Source organism: Shimia haliotis, assembly GCF_900114415.1.
GTDB lineage: Bacteria > Pseudomonadota > Alphaproteobacteria > Rhodobacterales > Rhodobacteraceae > Shimia > Shimia haliotis.
The window spans coordinates 34551-56158 of record NZ_FOSZ01000012.1; the positions used below are offsets into that span (position 1 = coordinate 34551).

Annotated in this window: 16 protein-coding genes; 5 read left to right on the top strand and 11 right to left on the bottom strand. The window is 58.9% G+C overall.

The window, feature by feature from the left end:
* Positions 1 to 87 precede the first annotated feature (87 nt).
* From BM069_RS18835 to BM069_RS18855, 5 genes are all read left to right on the top strand, one after another.
* Positions 88 to 609, top strand: a complete 522-nt coding sequence (locus BM069_RS18835; protein WP_244503667.1) for a sigma-70 family RNA polymerase sigma factor — start codon at positions 88 to 90, stop codon at positions 607 to 609.
* Positions 606 to 1247, top strand: a complete 642-nt coding sequence (locus BM069_RS18840) for a ChrR family anti-sigma-E factor (protein ID WP_093326019.1) — start codon at positions 606 to 608, stop codon at positions 1245 to 1247. Before BM069_RS18835 ends, BM069_RS18840 begins: the two co-directional genes overlap by 4 nt.
* A 285-nt stretch (positions 1248 to 1532) precedes the next feature.
* Positions 1533 to 5300, top strand: a complete 3768-nt coding sequence (locus tag BM069_RS18845; protein WP_139216250.1) for a calcium-binding protein — start codon at positions 1533 to 1535, stop codon at positions 5298 to 5300.
* A gap of 77 nt (positions 5301 to 5377) precedes the next feature.
* Positions 5378 to 6073 carry a fumarylacetoacetate hydrolase family protein gene (locus tag BM069_RS18850; protein ID WP_093326022.1) on the top strand — a complete coding sequence of 232 codons (696 nt, stop codon included), beginning with the start codon at positions 5378 to 5380 and terminating at the stop codon, positions 6071 to 6073.
* A gap of 92 nt (positions 6074 to 6165) precedes the next feature.
* A complete protein-coding gene (locus BM069_RS18855) occupies positions 6166 to 9378 on the top strand; it encodes a 2Fe-2S iron-sulfur cluster-binding protein (protein ID WP_093326024.1) in 3213 nt (1070 codons plus the stop codon).
* A gap of 51 nt (positions 9379 to 9429) precedes the next feature.
* Here BM069_RS18855 and BM069_RS18860 read toward each other — a convergent pair whose 3' ends face one another.
* The 11 genes from BM069_RS18860 to acs all read right to left on the bottom strand — a co-directional run.
* The gene (locus BM069_RS18860; RefSeq protein WP_093326025.1) at positions 9430 to 10062 is read right to left on the bottom strand and encodes a MarC family protein; all 633 of its coding nucleotides are present in this window, start codon (positions 10060 to 10062) and stop codon (positions 9430 to 9432) included.
* Between the two features lie 99 nt (positions 10063 to 10161).
* Positions 10162 to 11325, bottom strand: coding sequence for an acetate/propionate family kinase (locus BM069_RS18865; protein WP_093326027.1), 1164 nt, complete (start codon positions 11323 to 11325; stop codon positions 10162 to 10164).
* A complete protein-coding gene (locus BM069_RS18870) occupies positions 11322 to 12263 on the bottom strand; it encodes a bifunctional enoyl-CoA hydratase/phosphate acetyltransferase (protein WP_244503666.1) in 942 nt (313 codons plus the stop codon). The genes BM069_RS18865 and BM069_RS18870 overlap by 4 nt, the downstream gene beginning before the upstream one ends.
* 129 nt (positions 12264 to 12392) lie before the next feature.
* Positions 12393 to 12899 carry a flavin reductase family protein gene (locus BM069_RS18875; protein ID WP_093326030.1) on the bottom strand — a complete coding sequence of 169 codons (507 nt, stop codon included), beginning with the start codon at positions 12897 to 12899 and terminating at the stop codon, positions 12393 to 12395.
* A gap of 127 nt (positions 12900 to 13026) precedes the next feature.
* Entirely contained in the window at positions 13027 to 14436 is a 1410-nt protein-coding gene (locus tag BM069_RS18880; protein ID WP_093326031.1) for a 3'-5' exonuclease, read from the bottom strand.
* 1 nt (position 14437) lies between these two features.
* Positions 14438 to 14956: a hypothetical protein gene (locus tag BM069_RS18885; protein ID WP_093326033.1), complete on the bottom strand. Its 519-nt coding sequence runs from the start codon at positions 14954 to 14956 to the stop codon at positions 14438 to 14440.
* A 16-nt stretch (positions 14957 to 14972) separates the two neighbouring features.
* On the bottom strand, positions 14973 to 16802 hold the full coding sequence (locus tag BM069_RS18890; protein ID WP_093326035.1) for a DUF294 nucleotidyltransferase-like domain-containing protein: 1830 nt from the start codon (positions 16800 to 16802) through the stop codon (positions 14973 to 14975).
* Between the two features lie 104 nt (positions 16803 to 16906).
* Complete coding sequence (locus tag BM069_RS18895) at positions 16907 to 18694, bottom strand: sodium:solute symporter family protein (protein WP_093326036.1); 1788 nt, start codon at positions 18692 to 18694, stop codon at positions 16907 to 16909.
* A 14-nt stretch (positions 18695 to 18708) separates the two neighbouring features.
* Positions 18709 to 18966 (bottom strand): DUF4212 domain-containing protein, encoded by a 258-nt coding sequence (locus BM069_RS18900; RefSeq protein ID WP_093326038.1) that lies wholly within the window; start codon positions 18964 to 18966, stop codon positions 18709 to 18711.
* A gap of 69 nt (positions 18967 to 19035) precedes the next feature.
* Complete coding sequence (locus tag BM069_RS18905; protein ID WP_093326039.1) at positions 19036 to 19719, bottom strand: adenylate kinase; 684 nt, start codon at positions 19717 to 19719, stop codon at positions 19036 to 19038.
* Between the two features lie 4 nt (positions 19720 to 19723).
* Positions 19724 to 21608: acetate--CoA ligase (gene acs, locus BM069_RS18910; protein WP_093326047.1), on the bottom strand; the 1885-nt coding region annotated here is incomplete at its 5' end.

The window sequence follows — 21608 nt, forward strand, 5'->3', positions numbered from 1 at the left end:
CCGGTGGCGCACATCGCGCGACGCAACAGGGACAGACGGCACGTGTCAAACAGAGAAGCAAAGACCTATACAGAGCAGACCACTTGGATGCTCGCCGTGCGCGACGCGCGGGACAAGACGGCCTTTGCGGCGCTGTTTGATCACTATGCCCCACGGATCAAGGGTCTCTTGATGCGAAAGGGGTGCGGCCACGGGCAAGCAGATGAAATTGTGCAGGACGTGATGCTCACGATCTGGCGCAAGGCAGCTATGTTTGATCCAGAGCGCGCACAGGTGTCGGCTTGGATTTACCAGATTGCGCGAAATCGCCATATCGACGTCATCCGCAAAGAAAACCGCCCCATCCCAGAGGAATTGGGCGAAGCCCCTGATGCGGAGCCTGACGCGACGCAAATTCTGGGTATGGAACAAGAATCCCTGCATCTGCGCGAAGCTCTGTCGCGGCTCAAGCCTGCACAGCGCGAGATGATTGAGGCCGCCTACTTGGGTGAAATGTCTCACAGGGAATTGAGCGAAAAGACTGGCCTGCCACTTGGCACGATCAAGAGCCGAATACGTCTTGGTCTTGAGAAGCTGCGCCACGAGCTAAAAGGAATACGTCAGGAATGACCCCGATCACCCACCATATCCCCGATCCGCTTCTGGCGGCCTATGCGGCTGGCAGTTTGCCCCGACCGTTTGCCCTGGTGATAGCGGCACATGTCTCCATGTGTGAAGACTGCCGTGCGTCGCTTTCGGCCCATGAACATATCGGCGGCGCTGTCTTGGAAGACATGACCACAGCGCCGGTAGAGGCCGACGTAAAAGCGGCTCTTATGGCGATGCTTGACATGGCCGAGCCGATTGAAGAGCCTCCCGTCGCCAAGCGATCCGGTGTGTATCCGGGGCCGGTTATGGAGGCTCTGAAAGGCCGCGCGCCCAAATGGAAGAAGCTCGGTATGGGCGTGAAGCAGTGCATTCTGGACGCCGGTGAGGCGGGCTCAGTGCGGCTGCTGCATATTCCACCAGGACAGGCGGTTCCGGATCACACCCATGGCGGCCTTGAGCTGACTTTGGTGCTGCAGGGAAGCTTTAGCGATGAAACCGGTCACTTTGGTGTCGGGGATGTCGAGGTAGCGGATCAAGAACTGGAGCACACACCAGTTGCCGATGAGGGGGCCGCTTGTATTTGCCTTGCGGCCACTGATGCACCGCTCAAATTCCGTGCCTTTGTGCCACGACTGTTGCAGCCGATTTTCCGAATCTAATCTCATTCGGCAACCTAAACGTGAAGTGTGAGGCCGGGCATTGTTTCCGGCTTACAAAAAAAAGACCTTACTTTTTTCGACTGTTCTTCAGGCGGTTATGGCGGAAAATTGGCAAAAGTGCCTTTGAAACCCGTTTTCGGACCGAAGCATTGTTACAGAACGGGAAACAATAACCCTAATATTTAGTTAACATCTTTCGCGCGAACGGTTTAAGCTGGGATATCTGACTGCGAAGGCCGGTCTCTTAAGTTTTGGTCGGTTTCGCCATCGATAGCGGGGGCGCTCATGTTAACGGCACTACTTTTGGCTTCGGCAGCCGGACTATTGGCATTGGCAACACAAATCTCAGATGAGGACAGCGCCGACAGCGCTGCGGCTTTTGCCGACGATGCTGGCGAAACAACGGACGCCTCTGGGCAATCTGACACCGGGGTCGCCGAAGACGAGACCGTGGAAAGCTTTGCGACCGAAGAACCGGCAGCCGATGCCGCGCCTCCGGCGGAGGAGACTGACGTCAGCATTGCAGAACCGCAGGACGCAGCGCCAGGCGAAGTGATCGCAGGTGACGGCGGGGATAACACGCTGATCGGAACCGAGCGCGATGACACAATGGACGGGCTAGCCGGCGATGACCGGTTAGTCGGCTTGGCAGGCAACGACCTTATGACCGGAGACACCGGCGCGGACACGCTTCTTGGCGGCTACGAAGTGGACGTGATTTCCGGTGGTGAAGGCGACGACCGGATCAAGGGCGGACGCGGCAATGATTTCCTGTTTGGGGACGACAACGATGACACGCTCATCGGAGGCCAAGGCGATGACCTTCTAAGCGCGGGAACAGGAGCGGACTATCTGCGCGGTGACGAAGGCGATGATGTGCTTTACGCCTTAGATGTCGGGTCTCAGGGAGCACCGGACACTTTGTTTGGCGGAGAAGGGAATGACCGACTGATTGGCGACGACGGCGACACTTTGACAGGGGGCGAGGGTGTCAACAGGTTTGAAATTGTCGTTGGAGATGGCAATGAGGCGGTGGTGATCACCGATTTGTCTCTGTTTCATGGTGACGAGGCAGAGCTGAGAACTGATTTGGTATCATTTCTCGACGACACCGGGGCGTTGCTGACGCGTGCGGAATTACTTTCTTTGAATGCGAGATTGGAAGACGCAGAAAACGGCAGAGATACACAGGTGCTAATGGCGGATCAGGTTGTGGCTGTTATCGAAGGCTACACAGTTGCCGATTTGGATGCTGACACGAACTGGGTCGGTAACCTTTCACCAGGGCTCACTGGACAATTTGATGGCGATGATTTGCTGGTTGGTGATGAGACGGGCGTCACAGATGATTATTTTGAGGGGGCTGATGGCGCAGACACACTGGTCGGCGGCAATGGAGCTGACTATTTGCTCGGTGACGCGGGCAACGACCTTGTGGACGGTCTCGATGATCCTGAATTGGCGGGCGCTGCGTCCGATACGTTGGTTGGGGGCGAAGGGGACGACACACTACGCGGAGACAACGGCGATGTGATGGCGGGAAATGAGGGGCGCGATACTTTCGAAGTGCGTGTGCCTTTGACGGGAGAAGACGCTCCGGTCGAGATTTATGGTTATGAGCTGCGCACGGAAAGCGGCCATATCGAGGTGATCACTCTTCTTGGTGCCGACGGAACACCGCTGACCGCCGAAGAAGTCGCAGATTCCGTGGTGATTTATCAAAGCGAAGAAGGTGGTGAGGCGCTTGTTGAGTACGACGGGCGGGTTGCGGCTGTGCTTTATGGAGTGGATTCTCACTTTATGCAGGATCAGACGCTTTGGCTCGGCAATCTGAACCCCGATCCTGACGCAGAAGGCCCCACGCCGGTTCAAACCACTGGGGATGTTATCAATATGACGCTCCAGAGTGCGTCGACCACAGGAAATGCGGTGACTTCTGAAATGTTCGGTGCCAACGCGATTTATAGTGTGAACACAGAATTTGGCGTGCCCTTGGCGAATTATGTTGCTGCGGTGGATGCTCTGGATGTGATGCATGTGCGTTTCCCTGCGGGGCAGTCGGATCCTGAAACCGGCGAGGAAGAAGGCACCCGTTGGCTCAACGTGATGGAATTGGAGGAAAACGACGAGGGCGAGATGGTGCTCCGTGAGGAGGTTGTTGCCGCACTTGACGCTGTGATAGCCGCCCATGAGAACGGCAATGATGTCTATTTGACACTCAGCACCCCTACGAAAATATTCTCCGTGGAAGAGTACGAGGCCATGTACGACGACATGGCCCGCTTTGCGGAACTTATCGTCACACAGTATGGTGACGTGGTCGAAGCCTTTGAGATCGGAAACGAATATTGGATTCAGGGTGAAACAGCATATGGGCAGAAAGCTGACATTGCTGCGCGGGCCTTTGCGGAAGGTATGGAAAATGCAGGGGTGGCCCCTGAAGATCAGCCATCCATCATAGTTCAAATGGGCACGCCCAATAACGGATCAGAATTCCACACCTCTGTGGATGACCGTCCCTTTGGCGCACGCCGCGACGATTCCAATCAACAGATCATTGATCAGCTTTCAGACGAAGCGCGTGATGCAATCGACGGGGTGGTCGAGCACTACTACTACAACAAACACTACGATACCTTCACAGATGATGGGAATGAGCGCGGCTTTATCGACAGCGATTATGCCATCTGGGAAGAAAATTTCGACAAAGAGCTGGATCTGCACATCACAGAGTGGAACATCCGCACAACCAATTTCCCCCAGAACGGCATGCGTGCGGCGGGTATTATTGCCGAGCAGTTTGAAAACATGATCGAGATGGGCGCGGACGCAGCGCACGCATGGCCGCCGGTCCACAATACCGCAACACACCACGCAGGCACGCGTACCGATATGCCCATTGTAGACGACGAGGATCGAGTTCTGAACTCTGTGCGTGGCGCCATGTTCGATGTCATGTCGACGGAGTTGGTTGGTACCGAACTGATTGAGACAGAATTTAGCAATGACGACGGTCAGGTAGAGATCCAAACTTATGCCAACGATGAAAAAGTTGTGTTTCAGGTTGTTTCCCGCAGCGACGAAGTTCTGAATCTCGACTTGGATTTTTCAACTCTTATGCCGGAATTCGATGACGCATATGCGGTGCGTATCGGATATGACAGCTCCCCCAACAGTTCTGACGGCGTGTTCCGCAACGGAGACGGGGACATTGAAGCGGCGGAATATACAGTCATTGATGGGGAACGCTACTATTTCAATGAGTTTGATACACTCGCGACAGTCACGGATGAGCCCGTTGATAGCGACGAGGTTCTGGTGCAACTCAAACCCTATGAGGTCATCCAGATTACTTACGTACTGGCACCAAACGACATCCCGCCGGGAGAGACTCCCACCCCGCCACCCGGAAGTGCCGTTTTGGGAACAGAACAAGATGATCTCCTGACTGGAACCGACGGCAACGATTCCATTGATGCTTTAGGCGGCTCTGACACCGTCAATGGTGGAGACGGTGTCGACACGATCTATGGGCAAGACGGCAATGACAGCCTGGAGGGCGGCAAGGGCGACGACTATGTGCGTGGCAACGACGGCAATGACGCGATCTATGGCTTTGGCGGCGACGATGACATGAAAGGCGGCGACGGGGATGACTCGATTTCCGGCAATCAGGGCAACGACACGCTTTCCGGTAGCAAAGGCAACGACTTGCTGCGTGGCGGCGACGGTGATGACACCATCAACGGCGGCGTCGGCACCGATACGATCTCTGGCGGAGAGGGGCGCGATACGCTGACGGGCTGGTCAGGCACTGATATCTTCCGCTTTGAGGGAGAGGATATGGCCACGGGTGATTTGATCACCGATTTTGAAGTTGGCTTTGATGTGATCGAACTGGAATACGACGATATCACCTCGGTGAACGATCTGACGATCTCGGACATTGACGGGGGGGTTGTGGTGCATGTCGGACCGCATGGCAGCCTGTACCTTGCCGGGAGCCTGTCTGCTGCAGAGGTGCGTGACGCGGCCAATTTCGTTTTCCTCTAGCGCCGCTGATGTGCAACTGGATTGAACAACAGGATCGTGGTTAAAGGGCTGGGCCTGAACCTGTGAGGAGCCCACTCATGCCATCTCTGTTGTTTGATCCGTTGCCCGTTTTTGCAATTCCTGTGAAAGGGCGCGATTCCGGGTTTCCTGTGCGTCGTATTTTTTGCGTGGGGCGCAACTATGCGGCCCATGCAGCCGAAATGGGAGGCGAGGTGGATCGCGAGGCACCTTGGTATTTCACCAAATCGGTTGCCCACGCGGTGATTAGTGGGGCAGAGGTGCCGTTTCCTGCGGGCACAGACAATTACCATCACGAAATGGAACTCGCCTTTGGTATCGGGGCTGAAGTGAAAGACGCAACTGAAGTCGAGGCGGCGTCTGCGATCTTTGGGTATGGCTGTGCGCTGGACATGACCCGCCGCGACCGTCAGCAGGACGGGAAAGACAATCGGCGGCCCTGGAGCCTTGGTAAAGATGTTGAAAACTCGGCCGTGTTTGCTCGGATGACACCTGCAGCCGTGTTTGGTGGGCCCGCATCGCAACGCATCCATCTAGAGGTGGACGGCGAGGTAAGGCAGGATGCGAGCTTGGCGGAAATGGTATGGAGCCCCGTCGAGTTGGTGATGCATCTGTCAAAGTTTTATACGTTGGTGCCTGGCGATGTGGTGATGACCGGCACGCCCGCCGGAGTGGGCGCCGTGCAGGCCGGTCAGGAGATTACCGGCGGCATAGACGGGTTGGATCCGATTGGCCTGACGTTGTTGTCCAGCTAACCCATCCACTGAACGATCATTCATTTTTAGCTTGCCAGTCCCGCGCGTCCTGTGCAGTTTAAGCCGACTGACGCGGAAGGGAGCGCTAGGCAATGGGGATTAAGTTCTTTTCGGATAAGGCACGACCGGTTCATTTGGGGCCGTATCCTCTAGAGCGGTTGGAGCGTGGGGCGATGCCTGCGTTGGGTGATCTTCCGCGCGATCTGCCTTTGAGTTTTGCCCGCCCTGAACGGCCTGAAAGTATCGTGAATGCGATGGGTGAGTTTCAGGCGATGATGGATGCCTTGCGGGACGGTTTGGTCAATAAGGTCCGGTCTGCGGTGCCTCAAGATTCAACTGAACGGTCCAATCATCTGAAATCCTTTGGGTATTTCAACGACGTATCGATGGTCGGCATCGGCCCGGTGGTGCCGGAGGCGGTGCTTGAAACCCCGCGTCGCAACCCCGAGATTGACCGGCTGGCGCATGCGCTGAAAACACGGCAGACCAAGACGCTTGCGGCGGGCATTGACCTGATTATGGCGGATCTCAAGGAAAGCATGGAAGCCCCGCCGAGCAGCACCAATGGCCAAGGCACGGCGCTGGTTTTCCTGATTGAACACATGCGCGACCCCGAACGCGGAGAGCCGGGTAGCGACTGGATTTTGGACGCGCAGGATCACCGAGCCTGTTTGCGGGCGACCGAAACGGCGATTGTGATTGCAAACTATATTCGGTTGTTAGGCTGGAATGCCAAGGCGCATACGGCGACCTCCACAGATGTGGATCTGGGGAGGCTAGGGGTTGCTGCGGGGCTGTTGAGTGCGGAAGGGGATGCGCTTGTCGCGCCTTGGCTCGGGACCCGCTACGGGTTGGCGGTAGTGACGACGGATATGGATCTCGCGCACGACAAACCCCTGGCACCAATGGACAAACAGCCGTGGTTCCGTACACAGGGTCCGGCTTGGTGGTTGGGCAAAGGGTTTGCTAAATCGGGGCTAAATCAGGATCCGTACCGCAATCGCGACTATGTTAAAGGCGCGCAGCCATTTGAGCTGCTGAAACGCGTGCCAACCCCGACAACATACATCGACGAAGCGCGCGTGGCGCGGGTTCCGAAGCGGGCTGATATGTTTGCGCGGGCGCAATTTGGCGACATGGGAAAGACCCTTCAGGACGCGGCCAAAGGGGGCTACTACGTGCGCAAGGCTGCGCCAAGCATGGCACAAAGACGCGCTTTGGGGGCTTTCGTGCTGTTGCAGGATGGTGAAAGTGCAGTAGTAGAAAAGCCAACAAATTCAGAACGTAACGCGGCAAACTTGAAAGCAGCGAGCCATTTCTTGGGCGTTGACGCCGTTGGGTTGAGCCGATGTCCTGAGTGGGCGTGGTACAGTCACGACGCGACGGGTGAGCCAATCATCCCAAGTCATGATCAGGCGATCAGTATGATCATTGATCAGGGTTACGAAACCATGGAGGGGGCGAGCGGCGACGATTGGATCAGCGTTGCGCAGTCCATGCGGGCCTATTTGCGGTTCTCGCTTTTGGGCGGGGTTATTGCCCAACAAATCAGAAACCTCGGCTACAAAGCTAAAGCGCACACGGTGATGGACGGTGAGGTTCTTCAACCGCCGTTGTTGTTGCTGTCGGGGTTGGGTGAGGTCAGCCGGATCGGCGAGGTGATCTTGAACCCTTATCTGGGGCCTCGGCTGAAATCCGGTGCAGTCACGACAGACATGCCCATGGATCATGATCAACCTATTGATTTCGGGCTGCAAAACTTCTGTGAGAGCTGCAACAAATGCGCGCGTGAATGTCCGTCTGGCGCGATTACGGCCGGTCCGAAATTGATGTTCAACGGCTATGAAATCTGGAAATCCGACAGCCAGAAATGCGCGACGTATCGTGTGACAACCCCAGGTGGGGCGATGTGCGGGCGGTGTATGAAGACCTGTCCGTGGAACCTTGAAGGGCTGTTCGCTGAGGCGCCTTTCCGGTGGGCGGCGATGAAGTTTCCGCGCCTTGCCAAACCGCTGGCCGAACTGGATGACAAGGTTGGCAATGGCGGTCTGAATGACGTCAAAAAATGGTGGTGGGATCTGGAACTTGAGGCGGATGGAGCCTATCGGCCGACCAAAGAGCCGCTGAACCGACGCGATCTGCAAGTCGATCTCGATCTGAAATACGCAGATCAGACATTGGCGGTTTATCCTGCTCCGTTGGCGCCGCACCCTTGGCCTTATCCGTTCCCGATGGATCGTGAGGCCGGAATTTTAGCATATGAATCAATGGTTTCCGCAGAGGAATATAAGGCGAGAATTGCCGATGGAGACATGTCGGTTGTGCATTCCTATTCGGTGCCGTCCGCGCAGGACGCGCCGGTGGTGCGGGTCGAAATCAGCGCGGTCGAGGCGATGACGGCGGATGTGACCAAATACGAATTCCAAACGCCGGACGGATCTGCGCTGCCGGAGTGGACGGCCGGTGCGCATTTGGACGTGTTGGTCGCGCCGGAATTTCTGCGCCAATACAGCATGTCGGGCAATCCTAACGATCGCTCTACCTATCAGATCGGTGTGTTGCGTGAAGATGAAGGGCGAGGTGGAAGTGCCTTACTTCACAGGATTTTTTCCGAAGGTCGACGGGTTTTTGTGTCCAAGCCGATCAATCACTTCGAGTTGGATGAAGCAGCCAGCAAGACCTTTCTTATGGGCGGCGGGATCGGCATCACTCCAATGATTGCCTTTGCCCACCGTCTGCATGAATTGGGTAAGGATTTCGAGCTGCACTATTCGGCCAGTCGCGAAGAAGGTGCTGGTTATATCAACGATCTCAAGGGGATGCCTTGGGCAGAGCATGTCACGTTCCACTTTTCGGACAAGGGGACGCGCGCGGATTTGGATGCGGTCTTGGGGGGATACAAGCAGGGGTGGCATGTCTATACCTGCGGGCCGGATCGTTACATGGACGGGGTTATGGCCGCCGCGGAACGGCAGGGCTTTCCGGAAGAGGCGCGGCATCTGGAGTATTTTTCGGTGCCGGAGCAGCCTGAATACGAGAATTTTGCCTTCAAGATCCGGTTGAAAGATGGTCGGGAACTTGTTGTTCCAGAAGATAAAACTGCCACGGATGTTCTATTGGAGAACGGTGTGCATGTGGACGTGAAGTGCAGCGATGGCATTTGCGGTGTCTGCAAATGCGGGCTGGTGTCTGGTGAGGTGGAGCACCGCGATTTTGTGTTGTCAAACAAGCAGCGCGAGGCCTCGGTGATCCTTTGTCAAAGCCGCGCAAAAGACCCAGACGGGGTGATCGAAATCGACCTTTAAGGCGGTGTCGGTATCACGTCGGTAAAACGTCGGTATTGCGTCGGTGCCAGTTCAGAGGCCATTGGCGCTGATTTCCATCAGGGCCGAGAGCACAAAGTCCGCCGCGACAGAGGCCAGCAGCATGCCCATAACGCGGCTGACGATGGCCGCACCGGAATTGCCGATCAAGTGAATGATCGGGTCTGCCAGCCGCATACAAACGTAGGCGATGGCGAGAACGGCGATCATGACAGCGGCCGTTAGGGCTTGGTCTGTGAGCGCCACGGAATTGTTGTCTGTCAGCATAACGATGGCAAGCATCGCTCCGGGGCTGGCCAGAGATGGCACGGCGAGCGGGAACACTGCGGGTGAAGGGCGGTGGTCGCCCAGGTCCTCGTCCGCGTCGGCAGCTTTTTTGTCGGTCTCCGGTTTGGCCTCGCCAAAGATCATGGTGAGCGCGAACAGAAACAGGATGATGCCGCCTGCGAACTGGAACGACAAAAGGCTTATGCCCAACGCCTCGATCAGGATTTGTCCGAGCAGAAGGAAAAAGAGCAAGACGCCGAAAGCGGTGGCTGACGCCAAGAGCGCGGTTTGCTTGCGTTGTTGGCTGGTCATGGCGGCCGTCACGGCGATAAATACCGGTATGGTGCCGATGGGGTCGATCACGACCCATAGAGTGACAAAGCGATCAAGCAAATCCATGCGGAGAGTTGACCATGTTTTGTCGCGAGGGTCACGCTTTTTGACTGGCAGAGTGGCGCGCGCGCCCGCTGGGCGCGCGTTTGGCACTACCGGCAGCTCTTAGGTCGTTGCGAGGCGGCGGGTTTCGCCGGCGATGATGCCTTCTTCGTCGGTCGGAATGACATGGGCCGCAAGCTGGCTTCCAGCGCAGGTGATGCGGCTTTGGTTGGCGGCATTGGCAGAATTGTCGATTTCAGCGCCGAGCCAGACGCAGCCTTGCAAAATGCGGGACCGCACGGCGGCGGAATTCTCGCCGATGCCACCGGTGAACACGATGGCGTCCAGACCGCCCAGCGTGGCTGCAAGGGCACCGATCTTTTTGATCGCCTGATAGGCAAACAGATCGACGGCTTCAGCGGCTTGCGGGCTGTCGGAGGCCAAGAGGTCGCGCATGTCCGAGCTGAGGCCAGAAACACCGAGCAGGCCGGATTTGCTGCCCAATGTGGTTTCGATGTCGGCCACCGACATGCCGCGGTCACGCAGCATGTGGAAAATGACACCGGGGTCCAGTTCACCACAGCGGCGGCCCATGACCAGACCGTCCAGCGCGGTGTAGCCCATGGTGGTGGCCACGGATTGCATGTTTTGCATGGCGCACATCGATGCGCCGTTGCCAAGGTGGGCGACGATCACGCGGCCGTTGGGTTTGTCGAGATGATGCGGCAGTTGCGTGGCAATATAGTGATAGCTGAGCCCGTGAAATCCGTAGCGCAGCACGCCGTCGTCGGAAAATTCGCGAGGGATCGCAAAGAGTTGCGCGATGCGCGGCTGGGTGCGGTGAAAGGCGGTGTCAAAGCACGCAACCTGCAAAATGTCAGGCCAGCGGCGGGCCACCGCGCGGATGCCCGCGAGGTTGTGCGGCTGATGGGCGGGGGCAAGCGGGGCCAGTTGTTCCAACTTGGCGATGACATCGTCCGTTACTCGGGCGGGGGCGGCGAATTCGCGACCGCCATGTACCACGCGATGGCCCGCGCCGACGATGCGCAATTCGTGGGAGAGCCCTTCGATGTGGTTGAGCAGCCAATCCAGAACTTCGGCGTGGGTTGCGTTGGGTTCAACCGGCAGATCAATCTGCTTTTTGCCGCCGTGATAGGCGGGGCCGATGCCGATGCGGTCGACCTGACCATGCAGATGTTGGGTCAGGTCGGTGCCGTAGACGGCGTATTTGATTGAGGATGAGCCTGCGTTCAGAACCAGAAAGGCATCTTTTTTGCCGTTGCTCACATCAGCTCCTTTCCGAGGTTGTGATGCACCATGAGTTGCGCCAGCGCCGCGGAGACAAGGCGCGAAAGCGTGCCGTCGGCGCGGCTGGTCAGCATGATGGGCACACGCGCGCCAAGCACCAGACCGGCGCTGTCGGCGCCCGCGAGATACATCAGCTGTTTGGCGATCATGTTGCCGGCTTCAAGATCGGGCGCGACAAGGATATCGGCGTCACCTGGCACATCGGAGGTGATGCCCTTGGTTTTGGCCGCCTTGGCTGAGATGGCGTTGTCAAAGGCCAGAGGGCCTTCGAGTATGCCGCCGGTGATCTGGCCGCGGTCGGCCATTTTGCAAAGCGCAGCGGCCTCAAGTGTCGACGGGATTTTGGGGTAGATGGTTTCCAGCGCCGACAGAATGGCGACCTTGGGGATGTCCACGTCCAATGCCTGAGCCAGCTCGATGGCGTTTTGCACGATGTCGGCCTTGGCCATGAGGTCGGGATAGATGTTGATCGCCGCATCGGTGATCAAAAGCGGTTTGGGATAGGTCGGAACATCCAGCACAAAAACGTGGCTCATCCGGCGGGAGGTGCGCAGGCCTGTGGTTTTGTTGACTACTGCGCTCATCACCTCGTCGGTGTGCAGAGCCCCTTTCATCAGAGCCTGTGCGCGGCCTTCGCGCACCAGACGCACGGAGGCCTCGGCGCTGTCGTGGCTGTGTTCCGTGTCCACAATTTCCAACCCTGAAATATCGAGGTCGGCCTCTGCGGCGGCGGCTGTGATGCGGCTTTGCGGCCCCACAAGGATCGGCGTGATCAGTGTGCGGTCACGGGCTGCAAGTGCGCCCTCCAGAGAGGGAGCATCGCAGGGATGCACGATTGCGGTCGTGATCGGGTCCAGCGGCTCGGTTGCGGCAAGCATGGCGTCAAAGCTGTTTTGATGGGGGGCGTTGGGGTCCACGGGGTTCTCCCTGAAAGTCATATCTTGGTTGCAATTGGACCAGAAGGTTTCACGAATGCAAACACCGGCCGCGCTTGGGCGGAGTTTCGCTGCAATGCGGCGATCTGGCAAGGGTGTCTTGGGGGCGGGTCAGACGCCTGAGGCGAAAGTGCCGTAGTCGCGTTGCGACCAGATCAGCGGCGCGCCTTCGTTGAGAAGCACGCGGGTGACATGGCCCACCATAATGACATGGTCGCCCGCATCATGCGCGGCAGCGGTGCTGCATTCAAACCGTGCAAGGCAGTCGTCAAAGACTGGTGCCTTATCAGAGCCAGGCATCACATCGACCATGTCAAACGCGTCCGCGCGACGGGCAAAGGCGAGCGCCAGATCGTATTGGTCGTGGCGCAGAACATGGATCGCGTAGTGACGGGCCTCGGTGAAGGGGACAAAGCGATCCGAGCTTTTGGCGGGACACCAAAGCACCATGGGCGGGTCCAGCGACACAGAGGAAAACGAGTTGGCGGTCATGCCGATGGGGCCGGTGTCGGTCAGGGTTGTGACAACGGTCACGCCCGTGGCGAAGCTGCCCAAGGCGTTCCTATAGGGGCGCTGGTTGTCTACTGTGGGTTCGAAAACCTCTGAGATGATGTCCATCGGCGGGCCTGTGTCTGTCCGGTGTGCGTGTTTCGGGCAGCATTGGAGGGAAATAGGCGCTGTTGCAAGAGGGCGCGCACATTTCCCGTGGTGGTGCGGGATTTGTGCCGCCCCTGCGAGGCCTGCCTCAGTTCATGTCTTCCAGCAGTCGGCTGTGTTTCTGGCACTGCTCAATGACCTTCTCCAGCGTGGTGTACCCCTGAGATTTCAACATCGGCAGCATGCGGCAGAGGACTTCGGCGGTGGCCTGTGCATCGCCAAGCGCGGTGTGGCGCAATCGGGCGGGAATGGTCACACCAAGGCGGGCGCAAAGGGCGTCGAGCGTGTGGCTTTCGGTGGTGCCAAAGAGCACAGCCGACAGGAGCACGGTGTCCAGAATGGGATGCTGCCAGTCGAGGTCGTATTCTTCGGCGCGGCGGTGCAGGAAGGCCATGTCAAACGGCGCGTTGTGGGCCACAATCACGGCGTCGCGGGCGAAGTGGTGAAATTCGGTGGCGACGGGTTGGAACGACGGGGCGCCTGCGACCATGGCATCGGTGATGTGGTGAACTTTGGTGGAAGCCGGCGGGATCGGGCGGCCGGGATCAACCAGGCGGTCAATCTTTTCGCCGGGGACGATCATCCCGCGCAACACGCGGACCGCGCCAAGTTGTATGACCTCGTCCTTGTGCGGCAACAGGCCAGTGGTTTCGCTGTCAAACACCACAAAAGGCACGCGGTCGATCGCCAGCTTCATCAGGTTGGAAGGCCCCGAGGGTTTCAAAAGCTCAAAATCATAGGTGAGGGGGCGCGAGGCTTCGGGCGACAGGTGGCTGTGGGCTTCGTCGATGAACATCATATAGCCGCGGGCAGAGCCCAGCGGTTTCAGGCGGGCGGCGAAGCTGACTTCGCCATTGGGGCAGGTCGCCTCGAAGGCCACTTCGCGGTCGGTTTTCACCAATTCGTCGTGGGCGGCGATCAGGTTGGGTTTGGCAAAGTAGTCAAAGATTGAGGCATTCAGGCGCGGCGGAGCAATTTGGGCCAGCGCGCTTGCGGCCTGACCGTCATACAAGACGATGCGGTGGGTCGGGCTGATCAGGACAATCGCGAGGGGAATTTCGGAGAGCAGCGCGGTCAGGCGGGTTTTCTCGTCTGACAGGGCTTCGGTTTCCAGAGCCACCATTTCGGCCGCATCCAGAGTCTGTTCGTTGAGCTGTGTTGTCACCGCATCCGCGGCTGGGGCCAGATCCCCCAAATAGCGGGCGGCGTGTTTGTCGAGTTCAGCCGGCACACCGGCATGGGCGCGTACGCGTAGAGTGGCCGCGAGTTTCTCGATGGGTTTGGCAACGTTTTCGTCAAACAGAAACCAGATGCCGGTGGCTAGGCCAAGCAGGCCAAAACCCGCGATAATGGCCGACAACATGAAGCCCGGGCCAGAGCCGCTTTCGATGCTGTGGCGATAGCCCACAATCAAAGCCAGCGCCACGATCAGGATGCCACCCAGAGCCAAGAGGGCAAAGAATAGCAAAATACGAAGGCGCAAGCTGAGGCGGGTCATGTCAGATCTCACATATTGCGGTCAGGAGGGGGTCATCGGCAGGCACGCTGACCCATGAGGCGCCTTCGATGGCGCCTGTGGCGGTGAAGTCAACGGTGTCCACAATTGCGGCTCTGCGGGCGTTGAGGCAATCGCTCAGAACGGTGATGCGGTTCAGGGGTGCCCAGCGGCCATAAAAATAGGCATCCGCCAAGCGTTGATTGGGTAGCGCGGCGTTGGTTTGCAGGCTGTTGATGTCCAGCGCAACAAAGCGTTCGGTGAAAGGCTTGATATAGGTCCAAGGGCGATAGAGCGCCTTGTTTTCCACGGTCTGCACCACTTCAAACCCCTCGGGCATCGTGGCGGCGGTGCGGTTGTACCAACCGTATTCAGAGGTGATCGTGGCCGCCAGCATGGCACCACCAGCCGCCACGGGCGTGAGCCAACGCGGCAGGCGATTGCCGGTGAGCCGCAGGATCAGCATCATGACGCCTGCGCCAGCGAGGCCGGCGATGAAAGTGGCGATGAGTTCGATAAACATTTAGTGGTCCTTACGGTTAACCGAGCATGCCTTTGCCATGACCGATAGCGGATTGCAGAGATTTCACCACGACAAATGCGTCGCGTAAATGACTTCGCTCAAAATCGGAGAGGGCGGCAGGGCTGAGGAAATTGTCGGGTTTCTGGCCCGCGGTGATCTGGCGGGCCTGATGTTCAAGACGGGTTTCGGCGATCAGGTCATAGGCGTCCAGAAGGTCGGCGGCGCCGCTTTCAGACAGGACTTGGGCCGATTGCGCGGCCTTTAGGCGGGCGCGGGTGTTGGCCTCGGGCAGCTGACCTTGCAGGGCATATAGGCGCGCGAGGTCGATAATGGGAACCACGCCGTTGTGTTTCATGTCGAGTTGATTTTTGTGCTCGCCGGAGCGGATCGTGGCGAGGCCGTGCAACATGCCTAGGGGCGGTTGGTGGCCCAGTGAGTTGCCGGTCATATGGGCGACAAAGATCGAATTTGAGGCCGCTGCCTTGAGGGTGTCTTCCTGCAAATCTGCAAAGAGATCGAAGGTGCCGCCGATGGGGCGGAGATCGAACATGACACTGGCGAGCATCTGGGCTTCGGGATTGGGCGTGTCGATCCAGCCTTTGAAATAACCACGCCAGACCGATAGCGGCTGACACCAGCGCGGGTTCGTGGCCATCATGTCACCGGGGCAGTAGAAGTATCCGATGGTATCAAGGCCATCGCAGACAATCTTGGCGAGCTTTGCAAAATATCCGGTGCGCATGTCGTCGGTGCAGGCGTCGTCCAAGATCAGGCAATTGTCCTGATCAGACACGCCGGTCTGTTCCTGCCGCCCTTGCGACCCGCAGGCCAGCCAGAGGTAGGGCACCGGCGGTTCGCCCAGTTCGGCCTCCGCCATGGCGAGCAGGCGGCGGGTGGCGGTGTCGGCGATGTCGGTGATCAGACGGGTGACGATTTCATGGCGGTTGCCGCCTGCGACCAATTGCACAAGCAGTTGCGGAATACGGGCGGTGACAGTGGCCATTTGCTCGGCGGTTTCGGCGTTGGCGACTTCGGCCACCAGTTCGGCGGAACTCACGGCCTGAATGCGGGTGAGGTCGGTCTGGGTGACGATGCCGATGAGCTTTCCGGCTTCGACGATGGGCACATGGCCGATGCCGCGTTCCATCATCACATGCAGCACGTCCGAGCCGATGGCTGTCGGGGGCAGGGAGATTGGGGCGGTGGTCATGACCTCAGACACGGGCGTGGTCAGGGGGCGGGCTTCGGCCAGCACTTTGCCGACCAGATCGCCGGAAGTGAGGATGCCTGACAGTGCTTTTCCCTCGGTGATGCACAGAGACGAGATGCCCTTTTCGCGCATCAGGCGGGCGGCGTCGGCCACGGCGGCATCGGGGGATACGGTGATTGGGTTGCGGGCCATAAAACTATCGACCCGCGAAGTGGCAAGATCGTTGGTCTTGGCTTTTCGGGCGGCGCGTGAGCGGTCAAAGAAACGACGCGCTGGTTCATGATCCGCGATCAGGGCGCGGAAACTGGCAGGGGGCAGCACAAGCAGCAACGCATGTTCTTCGGCACGGGCCGAGGTCACGGCGCGGCCCTCGCGCAGAAGTCCGCGCTCGCCAAAAGAGTTGCGCAGGCCAAGGTGGGAGACCACCACATCGTTTTCGTCGCGGACCTCGATCACGCCTTCGTAGACGATGAACAGGCCAGGAAGTTTTTCGCCCAGATCGTAGACGGAGAAATCTTTCTCGACCTCCCAGACGTCAAAGCTTTCGGCCAGCGCCGGGAGGGCGTCAGGCGGCAGCGCGTCATAAGGGTGTACGGAACGCAGAAAGCGGGTGATCTGGTCTTGGGTCAGGGGCATGTGTGCAACCTATAAAGAAAAAATCCCGCCCGACAATGTGCCGGGCGGGACAGGGGAAGGGCGGGGCCGGGAGGCGCTCCGCCCCTGATCGGTGGGGAAACCGATCAGTGATCCTGTGCCGCGCCGGCCCCTTTGGGGATACGTACGCTTTCCACGAGGTCTTTGATCTCCTGCGGGGTCTCTTTGGTCATGGAAGCGACCACATAAGCGACACCGAAGTTGACCAGAGCACCGATGGCGCCAAAGCTTGTGGACTTGATCGTGCCGAGAAGCGGATCAGCGTCGGTGAAGCTGTTGGTGCCAGGGATGAAGAGCCAGCCCTTGTGCAGGAAGATGTAGACGAGCGTCACGGAGATACCCGCGATCATGCCTGCAACCGCGCCGGTGTTGTTGATCTTCTTCCAGAAGATACCCATCATCAGCGCCGGGAAGATCGAAGCCGCTGCCAGACCGAAGGCCAGTGCCACGGTTTGCGCCGCAAAGCCCGGAGGGTTGAGACCAAGGATCGTCGCAACCACGATGGCCACGGCCATTGCGATCCGTGCGGACAGAAGCTCGTTCTTTTCCGAGATCTGCGGAGCAATCGCGCCTTTGATCAGGTCGTGAGACACAGCGGAGGAGATCGCGAGCAGAAGGCCTGCTGCGGTCGAGAGTGCTGCGGCGAGACCACCGGCGGCCACGAGACCAATCACCCAAGAGGGCAGGTTCGCGATTTCCGGGTTGGCCAGCACGAGGATGTCGCGGTTAAACTTGGTCAGCTCGTTGCCTTCCCAGCCTTTTTCCGCAGCAATCGCCTGAAGATCAGCATTCTTGTCGTTGTAATACTGGATCTTGCCGTCGCCGTTTTTGTCTTCCCAATCCAGAAGACCGGTTTTCTGCCATGTGGCCATCCAGTCGTACTCGGCTTCGTTCTCGATCTGCTGCGTGGTCACAGCGCCGCCTTCGATGCCGCCATTGGGCCACATCAGTTCGGAGATGTTCAGGCGAGCCATGGCGCCAACAGCCGGAGCCGTTAGGTACAAGAGCGCGATGAACACCAGAGTCCAGCCAGCCGACCAACGTGCATCAGACACCTTGGGAACGGTGAAGAAGCGCATGATGACGTGGGGCAGACCCGCAGTACCGATCATCAGAGACAGGGTGAAGAGCACCATGTTCAACGTGTCGGCGTGATGCGCGGTGTATTCCTTAAAGCCCAACTCGGTCACAACCGCGTCGAGTTTCATCAGGAGCGGCTCACCAGAAGCAACGTGGTCACCAAACAGGCCCAGTGCAGGGATCGGCGTGCCGGTCAGCTGCAGCGAGATAAAGATCGCCGGAATGGTGTAGGCAGTGATCAGAACGCAATACTGCGCCACCTGCGTGTAGGTCACACCTTTCATGCCGCCAAAAACAGCATAGGCAAACACAACACAGGCACCGATCAGCAGACCAGCGGTGTTGGAAACCTCAAGAAAGCGGCCAAAGGCCACGCCCACGCCGGTCATCTGGCCGATCACGTAAGTGGTGGAGGCCACGATCAGACAGATCACGGCCACGATACGCGCGGTCTGGCTGTAGAAGCGGTCGCCAATGAATTCCGACACGGTGTATTTGCCGAACTTACGCAGATAAGGCGCAAGCAGAAGCGCCAGCAGCACGTAGCCACCGGTCCAGCCCATCAGGAAGGAAGAGTTGTCATAGCCGGTGAAGGCGATGAGGCCCGCCATCGAGATGAACGAGGCTGCCGACATCCAGTCAGCTGCTGTCGCCATACCGTTGGTGACTGGGTGAACGCCGCGGCCGGCGGCGTAAAATTCAGACGTGGACCCAGCGCGGGCCCAGATCGCGATGCCGATGTAGAGCGCAAAAGACGCGCCCACAAACAGCAGGTTGATTGCAAATTGGCTCATTGTCCCTCAGCCTCTCACTCTTCAACGCCGTGTTCGGCGTCGAGTTTGTTCATTTTCCAGGCGTAGAAAAAGATCAGTGCCAGGAAGACGAGGATCGACCCTTGCTGGGCGAACCAGAAGCCAAGGTCAGTGCCGCCAACAGAGATGCCTGCCAGCATCGGGCGCAGCAGAATGCCAAACCCGAAAGAGACCAGCGCCCAGATGACGAGGCTGATCAGGATGATGCGAACATTGGCGGACCAATATGCGCTGTTGGATGAGTTGTCAGACATGGAATGCCTCCTCCCTCTCGTTTCCGTTTCCTCCATGAAAAGGCGGCCAAGGCTGCCTCTCCAATCCCTTCAGGCCGTCGCCGTTGCGACGATGGCCCCAAGCTCTTGTGCGATCACGTCGATGTCTCCCATGGCATCAACGGATTGCAGCGCACCCTTCGCCTCGTAGTAGGCAATCAGGGGCGCGGTTTGTGCGTGATAGGCTTCAAGGCGGGACGCGACCGTTTCGGCGTTGTCGTCCGCGCGGCGTTTGAAGTCCGTGCCGCCGCAGGTGTCGCATTGACCGTCCTTTGCGGGCTGTTTGAAGCTGTCGTGGTAGCCTTCGCCGCAACCGCCGCAGGTATAGCGGCCGGAGATGCGGGTCACCATGGCGGCGTCCTCGACCTCAAGGCTGATGGCGGCGTTGATGCGCTGGCCGCTTTCGGTAAGCAGTGTATCAAGGGCCTCGGCCTGCACCGTGGTGCGCGGGAAGCCGTCAAGGATCACGCCTTGGGCGCAGTCCGCGTCGGCAAGGCGGTCGCGCAGGATGTTGATGACGATCTCGTCCGAGACCAGATCACCGGCTTCCATCACAGCTTTGGCGGCTTTGCCCGCCTCTGTGCCAGCGGCCACAGCGGCGCGCAAAAGATCACCGGTGGAGAGCTGCACGAGACCGAATTTGGTCTCGAGCATGCGGGCCTGTGTGCCTTTGCCGGCCCCGGGAGGGCCGAGCAGGATCAGAACGGGCGCTGCGGTTTTTGCTTTGTCGAGCATGCGCTTAGCTCCGATTCATTCTGTTTTCGATGAGATCATCGACGACGGATGGATCAGCGAGCGTTGAGGTGTCGCCCAGTGCGCCATAGTCGTTCTCGGCGATCTTGCGCAGGATGCGGCGCATGATTTTGCCGGAGCGGGTTTTCGGCAGGCCGGGGGCCCATTGGATCAGGTCGGGGCTGGCAATCGGGCCGATTTCCGTACGCACCCAGGTGCGGAGCTCCTTCTTCAGATCGTCGCTGGGCGCCTGATCGTTCATCAGGGTGACGTAGCAGTAGATGCCCTGACCCTTGATGTCGTGCGGGTAGCCCACCACGGCGGCCTCGGCCACGGCGGCGTGAGCCACGAGCGCGCTTTCAACCTCAGCCGTGCCCATGCGGTGGCCGGACACGTTGATCACGTCATCCACACGGCCGGTGATCCAGTAGTCGCCATCGGCGTCGCGTTTGCAGCCATCGCCGGCGAAGTAGTAGTTTTTGTAGTCGGAGAAGTAGGTCTTCTCAAAGCGTTCGTGATCGCCCCAGACGGTGCGCATCTGGCTTGGCCAGCTTTCCTTGATCGCCAGCACGCCTTCGACGTCATTGCCGGAGATTTCTTCGCCGGACTGCGGATCCAGCACGACGGGATGCACGCCAAAGAACGGCTTCATCGCGGCGCCCGGTTTGGTCGCATGGGCGCCGGGCAGGGGGGTCATCATGTGGCCGCCGGTCTCGGTCTGCCACCAGGTGTCGACGATCGGGCAGCGGCCGCCGCCGATGACGTCGTTGTACCAGGTCCAGGCCTCGGGGTTGATCGGTTCACCCACCGTGCCGAGGATGCGCAGGGAGCTCAGGTCGCATTTCTCGACGTATTCGTTGCCTTGACCCATCAGCGCGCGCAGGGCTGTCGGCGCGGTGTAGAACTGGTTCACACGGTGCTTTTCACAGACCTGCCAGAAGCGGGAGGCATCCGGATAGGTCGGCACGCCCTCAAACATCAGGGTGGTCGCGCCGTTGGCGAGAGGACCATAGACGATATAGCTGTGGCCGGTGACCCAGCCAACGTCGGCGGTGCACCAGAAGATGTCGCCGTCTTTGTAATCAAACGTGTATTCATGCGTCATGGACGCATAGACCAGATAGCCGCCGGTGGTGTGCACCACGCCTTTTGGCTGACCGGTGGAGCCGGAGGTGTAGAGAATGAAGAGCGGGTCTTCGGCGTCCATCTCGGCGGGTTTGCAGTAGTCGCCCACCTCCATGACCATTTCGTTGTAGTCATAGTCGCGCCCGTCAATCCATGTGGTCTGATCGCCGGTGCGTTTCACAACAAGGCATTTGACGGTGTCTTTGGTGTGCAAAAGCGCCGCGTCGGTGTTGGACTTGAGCGCGGTCTTGCGTCCGCCACGGGGCGCGCTGTCGGCGGTGATCACAACTTTGGCGTCGCAGCCGTTCACGCGGGCAGCGAGGGCGTCGGGAGAGAAGCCGGCAAACACAATCGAGTGGATCGCACCGATGCGGGCGCAGGCCAGCATGGCGTAGGCCGCTTCGGGGATCATAGGCAGATAGATGACCACGCGGTCGCCTTTGCGCACGCCCAGCTGCTCCAGCACGTTGGCCATGCGGCAGACGCGGCGGTGCAGATCGGCATAGGTGATGGACTGCGCCGGCTCGTTGGGATCATCGGGTTCAAAGATGATCGCGGCCTGATTGCCGCGGGTTTCCAGATGGCGGTCGATACAGTTGGCGGCGACGTTGAGCGTGCCGTCCTCAAACCACTTGATGTCGACCTGACCGGGCGCAAAAGAGGCGTTCTTCACCTTGGTGAACGGCTTGATCCAATCTACACGCTTGCCATGCTCCGCCCAGAAACCTTCCGGGTCGTTGATCGAGGCCGCGTACATCGACGCGTAG

What these genes read in the sequence shown, in the direction of transcription:
- BM069_RS18835 (WP_244503667.1), top strand. Translation starts at nt 88, where the DNA reads ATGCTCGCCGTGCGCGACGCGCGGGACAAGACGGCCTTTGCGGCGCTG.
- BM069_RS18840 (WP_093326019.1), top strand. Translation starts at nt 606, where the DNA reads ATGACCCCGATCACCCACCATATCCCCGATCCGCTTCTGGCGGCCTAT.
- BM069_RS18845 (WP_139216250.1), top strand. Translation starts at nt 1,533, where the DNA reads ATGTTAACGGCACTACTTTTGGCTTCGGCAGCCGGACTATTGGCATTG.
- BM069_RS18850 (WP_093326022.1), top strand. Translation starts at nt 5,378, where the DNA reads ATGCCATCTCTGTTGTTTGATCCGTTGCCCGTTTTTGCAATTCCTGTG.
- BM069_RS18855 (WP_093326024.1), top strand. Translation starts at nt 6,166, where the DNA reads ATGGGGATTAAGTTCTTTTCGGATAAGGCACGACCGGTTCATTTGGGG.
- BM069_RS18860 (WP_093326025.1), bottom strand. Translation starts at nt 10,062, where the DNA reads ATGGATTTGCTTGATCGCTTTGTCACTCTATGGGTCGTGATCGACCCC.
- BM069_RS18875 (WP_093326030.1), bottom strand. Translation starts at nt 12,899, where the DNA reads ATGGACATCATCTCAGAGGTTTTCGAACCCACAGTAGACAACCAGCGC.
- BM069_RS18880 (WP_093326031.1), bottom strand. Translation starts at nt 14,436, where the DNA reads ATGACCCGCCTCAGCTTGCGCCTTCGTATTTTGCTATTCTTTGCCCTC.
- BM069_RS18885 (WP_093326033.1), bottom strand. Translation starts at nt 14,956, where the DNA reads ATGTTTATCGAACTCATCGCCACTTTCATCGCCGGCCTCGCTGGCGCA.
- BM069_RS18890 (WP_093326035.1), bottom strand. Translation starts at nt 16,802, where the DNA reads ATGCCCCTGACCCAAGACCAGATCACCCGCTTTCTGCGTTCCGTACAC.
- BM069_RS18895 (WP_093326036.1), bottom strand. Translation starts at nt 18,694, where the DNA reads ATGAGCCAATTTGCAATCAACCTGCTGTTTGTGGGCGCGTCTTTTGCG.
- BM069_RS18900 (WP_093326038.1), bottom strand. Translation starts at nt 18,966, where the DNA reads ATGTCTGACAACTCATCCAACAGCGCATATTGGTCCGCCAATGTTCGC.
- BM069_RS18905 (WP_093326039.1), bottom strand. Translation starts at nt 19,719, where the DNA reads ATGCTCGACAAAGCAAAAACCGCAGCGCCCGTTCTGATCCTGCTCGGC.